The organism is Enterobacter sp. SLBN-59, from assembly GCF_024807915.1.
Lineage (GTDB): Bacteria > Pseudomonadota > Gammaproteobacteria > Enterobacterales > Enterobacteriaceae > Enterobacter > Enterobacter asburiae_B.
The window spans coordinates 40,172-54,161 of sequence record NZ_JANUFI010000001.1; the positions used below are offsets into that span (position 1 = coordinate 40,172).

General features: G+C 59.4%; 8 protein-coding genes. 1 reads left to right on the forward strand and 7 read right to left on the reverse strand.

Annotated elements, in window-relative coordinates; genetic code table 11:
• Positions 1–11: 11 nt before the first annotated feature.
• Complete coding sequence (gene yegQ, locus M2422_RS00190) at positions 12–1,373, reverse strand: tRNA 5-hydroxyuridine modification protein YegQ (RefSeq protein WP_064672813.1); 1,362 nt, start codon at positions 1,371–1,373, stop codon at positions 12–14.
• A 419-nt stretch (positions 1,374–1,792) separates the two neighbouring features.
• Here yegQ and M2422_RS00195 point away from each other — a divergent pair, with 419 nt between their 5' ends.
• Complete coding sequence (locus M2422_RS00195) at positions 1,793–2,794, forward strand: hypothetical protein (RefSeq protein WP_064672812.1); 1,002 nt, start codon at positions 1,793–1,795, stop codon at positions 2,792–2,794.
• A 55-nt stretch (positions 2,795–2,849) separates the two neighbouring features.
• Here the strand turns inward: M2422_RS00195 and baeR are convergent, their stop codons facing one another.
• The 6 genes from baeR to M2422_RS00225 are packed head-to-tail and all read right to left on the reverse strand — an operon-like array spanning position 2,850 to position 13,787.
• Positions 2,850–3,572, reverse strand: coding sequence for a two-component system response regulator BaeR (baeR, locus tag M2422_RS00200; RefSeq protein WP_047060489.1), 723 nt, complete (start codon positions 3,570–3,572; stop codon positions 2,850–2,852).
• The gene (gene baeS / locus M2422_RS00205) at positions 3,569–4,972 is read right to left on the reverse strand and encodes a two-component system sensor histidine kinase BaeS (protein ID WP_064672811.1); all 1,404 of its coding nucleotides are present in this window, start codon (positions 4,970–4,972) and stop codon (positions 3,569–3,571) included. The genes baeR and baeS overlap by 4 nt, the downstream gene beginning before the upstream one ends.
• Positions 4,969–6,384 (reverse strand): MFS transporter, encoded by a 1,416-nt coding sequence (locus M2422_RS00210; protein ID WP_064672810.1) that lies wholly within the window; start codon positions 6,382–6,384, stop codon positions 4,969–4,971. Before M2422_RS00210 ends, baeS begins: the two co-directional genes overlap by 4 nt.
• Positions 6,385–9,462, reverse strand: coding sequence for a multidrug efflux RND transporter permease subunit MdtC (gene mdtC, locus M2422_RS00215; protein ID WP_064672809.1), 3,078 nt, complete (start codon positions 9,460–9,462; stop codon positions 6,385–6,387). It lies immediately after the preceding gene.
• A complete protein-coding gene (locus M2422_RS00220; RefSeq protein ID WP_064672808.1) occupies positions 9,463–12,585 on the reverse strand; it encodes an MdtB/MuxB family multidrug efflux RND transporter permease subunit in 3,123 nt (1,040 codons plus the stop codon). It lies immediately after the preceding gene.
• A complete protein-coding gene (locus M2422_RS00225) occupies positions 12,585–13,787 on the reverse strand; it encodes an MdtA/MuxA family multidrug efflux RND transporter periplasmic adaptor subunit (protein ID WP_064672807.1) in 1,203 nt (400 codons plus the stop codon). The genes M2422_RS00220 and M2422_RS00225 overlap by 1 nt, the downstream gene beginning before the upstream one ends.
• Between the last annotated feature and the right edge of the window lie 203 nt (positions 13,788–13,990).

The following is a 13,990-nucleotide window of genomic DNA, read 5'->3' on the forward strand; positions in this document are numbered from 1 at the left end:
TCCCTGATTAACTATTTGCCGTGCGGGTTTCGGGTGCTTTCACCGTTGAAGTTACGCATCAGCAGCGCAAACTTCAGCTCCACCTCTTCCGGAACCGGCAGCCATACGGTATGCCCGTCGCCCGGCGCCACGTCAATCGCCTCGCCTTTGCCGTTTTCCAGATGCTCCAGCGTAAAGTTCATGTTGCCCTGCGGGGTCATCAGCTCCAGGCTGTCGCCTTTGGTGAACTTGTTTTTCACCGCGACGGCCGCCAGCGCGCCTTTGCGCTCGCCGGTAAAGTCACCGACAAACTGCTGGCGCTCGGAAACGGAGTAGCCGTGCTCGTAGTTCTGGTAGTCATCGTGAGTATGACGACGCAGGAAGCCCTCGGTATAGCCGCGGTGCGCCAGGCCTTCCAGGGTTTTCAGCAGGCTGGTATCGAACGGTTTACCGGCCGCCGCATCGTCGATGGCTTTGCGGTACACCTGTGCGGTACGCGCGCAGTAGTAATAGGATTTGGTGCGGCCTTCGATCTTCAGGGAGTGCACGCCCATCTGCGTCAGACGCTCGACGTGGGCGATGGCGCGCAGATCTTTCGAGTTCATGATGTAGGTGCCGTGCTCGTCTTCAAAGGCGGTCATGTACTCGCCCGGACGTTTGGCTTCTTCAATCATAAACACGCTGTCGGTTGGCGCGCCGATGCCCAGCGTCGGCTCAACGTTGGTTACCGGAATAGGCTCGTGCTTGTGCACGATATTACCGACGTCATCCTCTTTGCCTTCCTGGACGTTATATTCCCAGCGGCAGGCGTTGGTGCAGGTGCCCTGGTTCGGGTCGCGCTTGTTGATATAGCCGGAGAGCAGGCAGCGGCCGGAGTAGGCCATGCACAGCGCGCCGTGAACGAAGATTTCGATTTCCATATCCGGCACCTGGGTGCGGATCTCTTCGATCTCTTCCAAAGAAAGCTCGCGGGACAGGATGACGCGGGTCAGCCCCATCTGCTTCCAGAATTTCACCGTTGCCCAGTTGACGGCGTTAGCCTGTACGGAGAGGTGAATATCCATCTCCGGGAAATTCTCCCGAACCAGCATGATTAAACCCGGGTCCGACATGATCAGCGCGTCCGGCCCCATATCCACCACCGGCTTCAGGTCGCGGATAAACGTTTTCAGCTTGGCGTTGTGCGGCGCGATGTTCACGACCACGTAGAATTTTTTGCCCAGGGCATGCGCTTCGTTGATGCCGAGCTGCAGGTTCTCGTGGTTGAATTCGTTGTTGCGCACGCGCAGCGAGTAGCGCGGCTGGCCCGCATAAACGGCGTCGGCACCATAGGCGAAAGCGTAACGCATATTTTGCAGCGTTCCCGCCGGGGAAAGGAGTTCCGGTTTAAACATGTTTGTTCTCGTTCTGATGACAGGTCAGATCCGCGTGCACCAGGTGCAGCGGTAAGGGGAGATCCCCCACTTTAAGGGCGGGCATTGTAGCGCCGCGGGGCAGGGAGGTAAAGCGTCGAGTCGTATCACCGCCCATCCGGCGTGTACGCATATTTTTAGGTATTGTCTTTACCATCTGGCTTGAAAGACCGAGGCAATGCCGTTTCCCGCTTTCAGTACAAGCGTGGACTGAACGTCATTGCTTTTGCTTAATTCGAATCAACCAGATACAGGAAAACTAACTGATATTGAGATCGTGTATAACTTTTGAGCGTCATCAAGTCGTCTGTTCAGGAACCTATCTGAATACGTAGCTTGATTAATGAAGAGAAAAAGACGGAATCTGTTTATGAACCGTTACCATTTGTCAGGGGAAGAGTATGGCGAGGCTGGATTTCTGTGAACTTGCTTCTGCAAGCGCAGATACTGCAGATAGCGACCAATTTGAGAAGTTCGCAAAAATATTCATGGAAAAAATTTTGGGAGGGATTGTAACTAAAGGCCCAAGCCGGGGGGCGGATGGTGGCATAGATATACGGGTTGAGTTTGATATTGCCGGATGTCGAATTGCCAAACTTGTTAGCTGCAAACACTACGCTCCTTCTAAAAAGTCCGTTGGTCGCAGTGATGAAGAGGACATTCAGGACAGACTTGCTGAATTTGAATGTGATGAGTTTGTTGGATTTTATTCCACAATTGCATCGTCCGGACTTGAGCAAAAACTGGAGCGACTGAAAGCTAAAAAAGGGATTTTGTACCAGATTTATAATTCAGAGGATATTGAAACCTTATTACTGGAAAATCATGCGGGCTTTCAGTTAGCAAAGCGTTTTTTTCCTCGTTCAGTACAAAATATATTACCACAATTTATTGCTCTACTGCCCACCTTCACATCCTGTGACGCAGTGCGTCATTCTTCAGGTTGGATAGTCCCGGATTTTTATAGTGACTACGAGCCACGTGTCTACGCCTGTAATGCTAATTTAGCTGCACAGTATGCAAATGAGAAGGCGATGAATGATATCCATGAACCTATGTTCTTGCAGGCATGGAAAGATGCCGTTCATATGTTTTCAGATTATTTCATTATCCCTGCTGCCGGTATTAACAGTGTAAGCAATATTAATGAATTACCACCGGACTGGGATACTTCAGACGATATAATAAATTTATCCGCCGGGAAACGATGGGCACTTTTGGCTATCTGGAGTTTTTTTGATGATAAAAAGGTTAATGCTATTTTGAAGAAAATGCATAAACATCCTTCTCAGCAAGATTTGAACGTTATTAGCTTCGCTTTCCTGGCGATGATAACTGGCACCGAGCGTCGCGATGTATTAGCGCGACTTTTTGCTTATGCTACACCTTTTCGTTCCTGGTAAGGCCACAGTTTTAATGTCTGGAGTCTCTGCCCCGCAGTGCTGCGGGGCAATATTCTCACATTATCCTGCACGCATCCGCTTCCCAGCGATACCCCACGCCATACACCGCGCGGATAAACGACTGCTCGGCGTCTAGCGCCTCCAGCTTGCGGCGCAGGTTTTTGATGTGGCTGTCGATGGTGCGGTCGGTCACGACGCGGTAATCGTCATACAGGTGGTTCAGCAGCTGCTCGCGGGAGAACACTTTTCCCGGCTCGTGGGAGAGGGTTTTCAGCAGGCGGAACTCCGCAGGCGTCAGGTCCAGCAGCTTGCTGCGCCAGCTCGCCTGGAAGCGGCTTTCGTCGACAATTAGCGGGCTTTCGGCATCGAGCACCTGAAGCTCGCGCTGCGGCCTGCAGCGGCGGAGAATGGTTTTCACGCGGGCGACCACTTCACGCGGGCTGTAGGGCTTGCAGATGTAATCGTCCGCGCCAATTTCGAGCCCCAGCAGGCGGTCAATCTCTTCAATTTTGGCGGTGACCATGACGATCGGCACGTCGGAGAAGCGACGAATTTCCCGGCACAGGGTCAGACCGTCAACGCCCGGCAGCATCAAATCCAGCAGGATCAGATCCGGCGGGGTCTGGCGCACGTATGCCAGCACTTTATCGCCGTGACTGATCAGCGAAGGGGCGTAGCTGGCCGCACGTAAATAGTCGATCAGCAGCTGCCCAAGCTTCGGCTCGTCTTCCACAATCAAAATGCGCGGCGTGTTTTCGTCAATCGGTAACTCGGTCATACTTCTCTCGATAAATCCCGTTCCAGAGGTAACTCTACTGTAATGCTAACCCCGCCAAAAGGCGAATGGGCGGCGCGGATCGTGCCATTATGCGCCTCGACGATGTTAACGCAAATCGCCAGCCCCAGTCCGGAACCGCCGCTGGCGCGGTTACGGGAGCCTTCGGTACGGTAGAAACGTTCAAACAGTTTTTCCAGCTGCGCGTCCTGCACGCCGGGGGCGGAATCCGCGAAGGTAAGGGCAAAGCGCCCGTTTTCCTGCCTGCCGGAGATATGCAGCCCGCCGCCGCTGTCGGTGTAGCGCAGGCTGTTTTCCAGCAGGTTATTGAACAGCTGCATCAGCCGGTCTTTGTCGCCAAACACCACCGCGCTGTCCGGCAGGGAGAGATCGATTTTCAGGTTGCGGCTGGCAAACCGCTCGCGGAAGGCGCCGCTGATCACTTCCAGAATATTAATCACGTCCACCGGCGCCTTCTGGTAGGCCAGCGCGCCTTCGTCGGACATGGAGAGCTGGTGGAGATCGTCCACCAGCTTGGTGAGCGTGCCCACCTCCGCCTGCAGAGAGGCCACCGAATCAGGCGTAAACTGGCGCACGCCGTCCTGGATGGCCTCTAGCTCGCCGCGCAGCACCGCCAGCGGCGTGCGCAGCTCGTGGGAGATATCGGCCATAAAGTCGCGGCGCATCTGCTGGTTCTTCTCCAGCGTGCTGGCAAGCTGGTTAAAATCCTGCGCCAGCTTGCCCAGTTCGTCCTGGCTGCGGGTATCGACGCGGGTGGTAAAATCCCCGGCGGCCAGCTTGTGCGTGCCTTCCACCAGTCTTTTCACCGGGGCGAGCAGACCGCGCGCCAGCGGGAAGGTGGCGAGCGCGGCGAGCAGGGTGGAGAGGGCGACAATCAGCCAGCTTGTCCGGCGCTGCTGACGGTCAAAGTTGATGTCGGTGTTGCGCGTCAGGCGCTCCACCGGAGAGGCGATAACCCAGCCGACCGTCGCGTTGTTGACTTTGATCGCACGACGGGTGCCGTCCGGCGGGATCGGCGCACGCGGACCCACCAGCGTGCGCATGTCCTGGTCAATCACCCAGAACTGGGTGCGCCAGCCGTGCGGCGGCATGCCCGGCCCCGGGCGATCGTCACCGGTATCGTGCTCCAGCGAGCGCAGGATCTGGAAAATAAAGCGGTCGTTATTGCGCAGAAAACGCCAGTTGCCGTGCTGGGCGTACTGTTCACTCAGCGCATCGCTTAAGCCCTGTAAACGCTGTTCATTGCCATGCTTGATGTAATCAATAAAACCGCGCTCAAAGCTGATCCGCACCGCCCAGTGCATGGTGATCAGCAGGACGATACAGGTGGCAAATATCGCCACGAAGAGCTTGCCGGTAATGCCCGGACGCCAGAATTTCATGAGCCACTCCTTTTGCCGCGCCTAATCACGACGTTCTTGCTGGTATCATCCGGCACTCTGGCGAAGATGAAAGCGGGCAGGGCGATGATGACCGCCATGCTTAAATAGGTATACAAAAAGACCTGATGCGCCACCGGCGTGTCGACGCTGAGGTGGTGCTGGCCGTACATGCCGAGCAGTAAACCCGCGATGGTCACCCCGACGCTCATCGAGAGCTGCATGATCATCGACAGCAGGCTATTGCCGCTGCTCGCCAGATCGTCCGGCAGATCCTTCAGCGTCAGGGTATTCATCGACGAGAAGCGCATGGAGTTGACGATCCCCTGGCAGAACAGCACCAGCGGCAGAACGTAGTACCAGCCCATCAGCGCCACGGCCATAAACAGCAGGCTCACCAGCGCAAGCCCCAGCGTGGCGGTCACCAGCACGTGACGATAGCCAAAGCGGTTCACCACCTGCACCACGATGCGCTTCATTCCCATGCTGCCGAGCACCATCGGGATCATCATCAGGCCCGCGTGGAACGGCGAAAATCCCATTCCGATTTGCAGGAAAACGGGCGTCATAAACGGCAGCATGCCGCTGCCGACGCGCCCGGCGAAGCTGCCAAACAGGCCAAGGCGATAGGTGGGGTTTTTAAACAAGCTCAGGTTGAACAGCGCCTTATCGTTACCTCTGGCATGCCGCAGATACCACAGAATGGCGGTGATGCCGATAACGACCAGCATCCCCAGCGTCAGGGGCGAAATGCCGAGCCCCTTTTGCCCGTCGAGCGCCAGGGTCAGCGTGGCCATGCCCGCCGCCAGCATGATAAAGCCGAAGAAATCAAAGCGCCGCGTCTGCATTTTGTAGTTCGGCATCAGCGTCAGGGTGGCGATGGCGCCGATGATGCCAACAGGAAGATTGATTAAGAAGATCCAGTGCCAGGAGGCGTACTCCACCAGAATGCCGCCGAGCGCCGGGCCCAGCAGCGGACCCACCTGACCGGGCAGGGTCACAAAGGTCATCGCCGCCATGTACTGCTCGCGCGGCACGATCTTCATCACCGTTAGCCGCCCGACGGGCACCATCATCGCCCCGCCGACGCCCTGCAGCACGCGTGCCATCACCAGCTGGTCGAGGGTGTTGGCCTGGGCGCAAAACAGCGAGCCGGTGGTAAATAGCACGATGGCGGTAAAGAAGATATTGCGCACGCCCACTTTGTCCGCCAGCCAGCCGCTGGCTGGCAGCATGACGGCTACCGTCAGCACGTAGGAGACAATCACCATATGCATATGCAGCGGGCTCTCCCCCAGGCTTTTTGCCATTGAGGGGAGGGCGGTGTTGACGATGGTCGTATCCAGCGACTGCATAAAGAAGCCGAAAGCGACTATCCAAAGCTGCCAGCGAACGTTAGCGGGGAGATCGGTCATTTACTCGGTCACCGTGGTTCTGTTTTTACGCGAAAAGCGCAGCCGCAGGCGGTCGAAGAACAGATAGACCACCGGCGTGGTGTACAGCGTCAGCAGCTGGCTCATGACCAGGCCGCCGACGATGGTGATCCCCAGCGGCTGGCGCAGCTCTGAGCCGTCGCCGCCCGAGATAACCAGCGGCAGCGCGCCAAACAGCGCCGCCAGGGTGGTCATCATGATCGGCCTAAAACGCAGCAGGCAGGCCTGGAAGATGGCCTCTTCCGGCGACAGATTGCCGTTGCGCTGGGCGTCCAGGGCGAAATCCACCATCATGATCGCGTTTTTCTTCACGATGCCGATCAACAGCATGATCCCAATGAGCGCGATCAGGCTGAACGGCGCGCCGAACAGCTCCAGCGCCAGCAGCGCCCCAACGCCCGCCGAGGGCAGCGTCGAGAGAATGGTCAGCGGGTGAACGTAGCTCTCATACAGCACGCCCAGCACAATATAAACCGTGGCGATGGCGGCCAGAATCAAAATCACCTGCGAGTTCATCGTCTCCTGGAACACCTGCGCGGTGCCGGCAAAGCTGCCGCGCACGGTGGACGGCACGCCAAGCTGCGTCATCGCGCGGTTGATTGCGTCGCTGGCTTCAGAAAGCGACGAACCGGCGGGCAGGTTAAAGGAGATGGTCGACGCCGCCGAAAGCCCCTGATGGTTCACCGACAGCGGCGCGTTGGCAGGCTGCCAGCTGGCAAAATAGGAGAGCGGAATCGCCTTGCCGTCGTTGTTAATCACAAACATTTTGTCCAGAGCGCTGATGTCCTGGGTGTAGCGCGGGTCAACTTCCATTACCACCTTGTACTGGTTCATCGGCTGGTAGATGGTGGAGATCTCGCGCTGGCCGAAGGCGTTGTTCAGCAGGCTGTTGGCGGCTTCAACGTTAATGCCCAGACGCGACATGGTTTCACGGTCGTAGGTCAGGGCCATCTCGGCGCCGTTGTCCTGCTGATCGGAGTTGACGTCCGCCAGCTCCGGCAGGGCGGCCAGCGCCTTGCGGATCTTCGGCTCCCACTCGCGCAGGGCGGCTAAATCGTCCGACAGCAACGTGTACTGATAGCTGGCGTTCGCCTGACGGCCGCCGACGCGGATATCCTGAACGGCCATCAAAAACAGGTTTGCCCCCGGCTCTTTGGCGAGCTTCACCCGCAGACGGTCAATCACCTGCTGGGCGGTTTCGTTGCGCTCGCCGCGCGGTTTCAGGGTAATAAACATCATCCCGCTGTTAACGCGTGACCCGCCGGTAAAGCCGGTGACGTTATCCACGGCTTTGTCTTCACGAATGATCTTCATAAAGTCCTGCAGCTTGCCGCGCATCGCCTGGAACGAAATGCTCTGGTCCGCCTGAATCCCCCCCATCAGCACGCCGGTGTCCTGCTCCGGGAAGAAGGTTTTCGGGATGGTGATGTACATCCAGACGTTCAGCCCAATGGTGGCGATAAGCACCAGGCCGACCAGCCGGGTATGGTTCAGCACCCACTTCAGCGATTTGCCGTAGCCTTCCTGCATCGCCATCAGGAGGCGACCAAAGCCTTTGCGGCGCGGCTGCGAATGCGGTTTGCTGCGCTTGAGCATCCAGCCGCACATCATCGGCGTCAGCGTTAAGGAGATCGCCAGCGAAATGCCGATGGCGACGGAGAGGGTGACGGCGAACTCGCGCAGCAGCCGGCCCGGCAGCCCGCCCATCAGCAGCAGCGGCAGGAATACCGCCACCAGCGACAGGCTCATGGAGAGCACCGTAAAGCCCACCTCGCGCGTGCCCTGCAGCGCGGCCTGCAGCGGCTTCACGCCCGCTTCCAGGTGGCGGGAAATGTTTTCCAGCACCACGATGGCGTCATCCACCACGAAGCCCGTCGCTATCGTCAGGGCCATCAGCGACAGGTTGTTGAGGCTAAACCCGCACAGGTACATGGCGGCAAAGGTACCGATCAGCGAGACCGGCACGGCCACCGCCGGAATAAGCGTCGCGCGGCCGGATCGCAGGAACAGGAAGACCACCAGGATCACCAGCGCGACGGAGATAATCAGCGTTTGCTCCACCTCTTCAAGCGAGGCGCGAATGGTCGGGGAGCGATCCTGGGCAATTTGCAGATCGATTGCTGCCGGGATGGTCTCCTGCAGGTCCGGAAGACGGGCGCGAATGCTGTTCACCGTCTCAATAATGTTCGCTTCCGGCAGCTTGCGGATCATCAGCAGAATGGCCGGCTTCGCGTTGGTCATCCCGGCGTTACGCACGTCCTGCACCGAGTCGGTGACGCTGGCAACGTCGCTCAAGCGCACCGCCGCGCCGTTGTTGTAGTGAATAATGAGCGGCTGATATTCCGCGGCGGTTTTCAGCTCGTCGTTGGTGTGGATCTGCCAGCGGTGGCTACCGTCCTCAATCGCCCCCTGCGGCTTGCGGACGTTGGCCGTGCTGATGGCGGAGCGCACGTCATCCAGCGACACGCCCTGGTTGAACAGCGCCTGCGGGTTTAGGCCTACGCGCACGGCGGGCAGGGAGCTCCCGCCGACGCTCACGTCACCGACGCCGTTAATTTGTGAGATGGTCTGCGCCAGCTGGGTAGACGCAAAGTCGTAAAGCTGCCCCTGCGAGTACGTATCGGAGGTCAGCGTCAGGATCATGATCGGCGCATCGGACGGGTTGGCCTTGCGGTAGGTTGGGCGGCTCGGCATCCCGCTCGGCAGCAGGCTTTGTGCGGCGTTGATGGCCGCCTGCACGTCGCGCGCCGCACCGTTAATATCCCGGTCGAAGCTGAACTCCAGAATGATGCGCGTGCTGCCCAGCGAGCTGCTGGAGGTCATCTCGTTGACCCCCGCAATCCGCCCGAGCGAGCGCTCCAGCGGCGTGGCAACCGACGAGGCCATGGTCTCCGGTGACGCGCCCGGCAGCGAGGCGCTGACCATGATCACCGGGAAATCCACCTGCGGCAGAGGCGCTACCGGCAGCAGCCGGAAGCCCAGCACGCCGCAGAGGGTAATGGCGAGCGAGATTAAAAGCGTCGCCACCGGGCGATAAATGAAGAGGGCGAAAAACTTCACTTATGCCTCCTCTTCACGTTTCGGGAAGCGGCTTTTGGTCCACAGCGCCAGGCGGTCAAACAGCAGGTAGATAACCGGCGTGGTGAAGAGCGTGAGCACCTGGCTCACCAGCAGACCGCCGACCATGCCGATACCCAGCGGACGGCGCAGCTCCGCGCCAACGCCGGTGCTGAGCATCAGCGGCAGCGCGCCCAGCAGGGCGGCCAGCGTGGTCATCAGGATTGGACGAAAACGCAGCAGACAGGCCTGGAAGATGGCGTCGCGCGGCGACATGCCCTGCTCGCGCTCGGCGGCCAGGGCGAAGTCGATCATCATGATGGCGTTTTTCTTCACGATCCCGATAAGCAGGATAATGCCGATGATGGCAATGACGTCCAGCTCGCTGCCCGCCAGCATCAGTGCCAGCAGCGCCCCCACGCCCGCCGTCGGCAGGGTAGAGAGGATGGTGATCGGGTGGATAAAGCTTTCGTACAGCACGCCGAGCACGATGTACATCGCCACGACCGCCGCGACGATAAGCCAGATGGTGTTACCCAGCGCGGCCTGAAACGCCAGCGTGCTGCCCTGGAACTGGGTCTGAATATCGGACGGGAAGCTGAGCTCTTTTTCAGCAGCCTGAATGGCCTCCACCGCTTCGCCGAGAGAATAATTGTCCGGCACGTTGAAGGAGATGGTGGTGGACGGGAACTGATCCAGATGGTTAATCGACAGCGGGGTATAGCGTTCTTCCACCGTGGCGATAGCGCTCAGCGGCACAATGCCGCCGTCTTTGCTGGTCAGGCGCACCGAGTCCAGCCCCGCCAGTCCGGGCGTGTTCTCAGTGTTGTGCTCCAGCACCACGCGATACTGGTTCGCCTGGGTGTAGATGGTGGAGATCAGGCGCTGACCAAAGGCGTTATAGAGCGCGTTGTCCACGTCCGACATGGTAATGCCCAGACGGCTGGCGGTATCGCGGTTGACGTTCACGTACGCCGCCAGCCCTTTGTCCTGCCAGTCGCTGCTGACGTCGGCAAGCTGCGGCAGGGTGTTAAGCTTATTTACCAGCTGCGGCACCCAGGTGCTGAGCGCGTCCAGCGAGGTGGCCTGAAGCGTGAACTGGTACTGCGTGCGGCTGACCTGGGTATCAATGGTCAAATCCTGAATGGGCTGCAGGTAAAGCTCAACGCCCGGCACGCGCGTAACGGCGTTTTGCAGACGCTCAATGACGGCGTTGACGCGATCGTCGCGTTCATCCAGCGGCTTAAGGTTGATCTGCAGACGCGCGCTGTTGAGCGACGGGTTGGTGCCGTCGACGCCCACGTACGAGGTCAGGCTCTCCACCGCCGGATCTTTCATGACGATCTCAGACACCTGCTGCTGGCGCTGGGCCATACTGGCGAAGGAGACCGACTGCGGGGCCTGAAGCGTGCCCTGAATAATGCCGTTGTCCTGAATCGGGAAGAAGCCTTTCGGAATGAAAATCCACAGCATCACGCTGAGCGCCAGGGTTCCCAGCGCCACGCCAAGCGTGGCCCACGGATGGTTCAGAACTTTCGCCAGCACGCGGCCGTAGGCGGCAATAATCCGCTCGAACATGCGCTCGGAGGCGCGCGAGAATCGGTTTTGCTTGCGCAGGGACTCGTGGCTCAGCATACGGGCGCACATCATCGGCGTCAGGGTCAGCGACACCACGGCGGAGATCAAAATGGCGACCGCCAGCGTCACGGCAAACTCGCGGAACAGACGCCCGACGATATCGCCCATAAACAGCAGCGGGATCAGCACCGCAATCAGCGAGAAGGTCAGCGAGATAATGGTAAAGCCGATTTCGCCCGCGCCCTTCAGCGCCGCCGCCAGCGGCTTTTCGCCTTTCTCGATATAGCGCGAAATGTTCTCGATAACGACGATGGCGTCATCCACCACGAACCCGGTGGCGATGGTGAGCGCCATCAGCGTCAGGTTGTTAATCGAAAAATCGAGGAACACCATCACCGCAAAGGTCCCGACCAGCGAGAGCGGCACGGCGACGGCGGGAATAATGGTGGCCGGAACGTTACGCAGGAACAGATAGATGATCATGACCACCAGCGCAATCGCCAGCATCAGCTCAAACTGGGTGTCGGTGACCGACGCGCGAATGTTCGTGGTCCGGTCGGAAAGCACCTTCACGCTGACCGATTTCGGCAGGCTTTCGATCAGCTGCGGCAGCATGGTGCGGATGCTGTCGGCGGTTTCGATGATGTTAGCGCCCGGCTGGCGCTGCACGTTCATCACGATCGCCTGCTGCCTGTTGGCCCAGGCGCCGAGCCAGCTGTTTTCGGCACCTTGCTCCACGGTCGCCACGTCGCCCAGACGCACCGGGGCGCCGTTCTGGTAAGCAATAATCAGCTGACGGTATTCATCGGCGGACTGCATCTGATCGTTGGCAGAGAGCGTCACGGCGCGGGTAGGGCCGTCCAGCGAGCCTTTTGCCGAGTTAACGTTGGCGCTGCTGATGGCGGTGCGGATGGTTTCGCTGGTCAGCCCCAGCGCGGCAATCGCCTGCGCGTTAAGCTTCACGCGTACGGCGGGGCGTTGGCCGCCCGCCAGGGTGACGAGGCCGACGCCGGAGACCTGAGAAATTTTCTGCGCCACGCGCGTTTCGACCATGTCTTCGACCTGGGTCATCGGCATGGCGGAGGAGGTGACGGCCAGCGTCATGATCGGCGGATCCGCCGGGTTCACCTTGCTGTAGACCGGCGGGTTGGGCAGGTCGGACGGCAGCAGGTTGGTGGCTGCGTTGATGGCGGCCTGCACCTCCTGCTCGGCGACGTCCAGCGACAGCGTCAGCTGGAACTGCAGCGTCACGACGGATGCCCCGCCGGAACTCTGGGAGGACATCTGTTTTAGCCCGGACATCTGGCCGAACTGGCGCTCCAGCGGAGCGGTAATGGCGGACGTCACCACGTCCGGGCTGGCCCCTGGATAGAGTGTGACAACCTGAATCGTTGGGTAATCCACCTCCGGTAGCGCCGACACGGGCAGGAAGCGATAGCCGATAATCCCGGCGAGCAGGATCGCCACCATCAGCAGCGTGGTGGCGACAGGACGGAGGATAAACAGGCGTGACGGCCCGCCTGTAGAGCCTGGGGGCATAACCTGCATCAGGATTTCTCTCCCTGTTTCGCAGGTTCAACCACTTCCACTTTAGCCCCTTCGGTCAGACGGTCAATGCCGTCGGTGACCACGCGGTCGCCTGCGGAAAGGCCTGCGGCGATGACCACCGTCTGGCTGTCCTGGATACCGGTTTTCACCAGGTGCTTGCTGACCTTATTGTCGCTGTTAAGTACCCAGACGAAGTTACCTTCGTTACCCATCTGCAGGGCAGCCGTTGGGATCACCACCGCGTTCTCTTCGGTGGCGACCAGCATGCGCGCGTTGACGAACTGGTTCGGGAAGAGGGCATCGTCCTGATTGTTAAAGCGCGCCTTCAGCTTGATGGTGCCGGTGGTGGTGTCGATCTGGTTATCCAGACTGAGCAGGGAACCTTCGCTCAGCTTCTGCCTGTTGCTGCGGTCCCAGGCTTCCACCACCAGACCTTTACCGGCTTTTTGCGCCTGCACCACGGTCGCGATTTCGCTTTCCGGCAGGGTAAAGACTAAATCAATCGGGTGAGTCTGGGTGATCACCACGATGCCCGTGGTGTCGCCGCTGGAGATCTGGTTGCCGATATCGACCTGCTTCAGGCCCACGCGCCCGTCAATCGGCGCGGTGATGCGGCTCCAGTCCAGCTGCAGCTGTGCGCTGGCCACGGCGGCTTCGTCGGCTTTGATGGTGCCCTGCGTTTCGCTGACCAGCGACTGCTGGGTATCCAGCTCCTGACGAGACACGAGGTTGGTTTTCACCAGCTGCTGGTAGCGGGCCAAATCGCGACGGGCGTTAGCGAGCGTGGCTTTGTCTTTCGCGAGCTGCCCCTGCGCCTGGGCGAGGGCGACCTTAAACTGGCTCGGGTCGATTTCCGCCAGTAAATCACCGGCTTTGACCTGCTGACCTTCCTGGAAATGAATGGCCATCAGTTGACCGTCGACGCGGCTGCGCACCGTCACGGTGTTGGCGGCGGTAATGGTCCCAAGGCCCGTTAGATAGCGAGGAACGGCTTTATTCACTGCCGTCGCCGCCTGTACCGGCGCCAGCGCGCCGCCGCGCATGCCGTGACGCCCTCCGCCTGCCGGGCGCTGTGCCTGACTACTGGCACCAGCGGGGGCGGCGGAGTTCGCGGATTGACTGTGCCAGTACCAGGCGGCGGCAAGGACCACCACAATGATGCCAGCGGCGATTGCCCAGCGGGATTTGTTACTGCCTTTCATCGTTATACGTTCTCATCCTGAAGACTTCGGGGAATGATACTAGTTTAGTCAGCTAACACAGCGGAAAAATGGAGGAAATATGGAAGACTGTCAGGAATGGTCTGAGTGTGGCGATCTTTTTAGCCGGGTGGCGCTTCGCTTACCCGGCCTACGGTTCGAGGATTTTGTAGGCCGGGTAAGGCGAAGCCGCCACCCGGCATAAC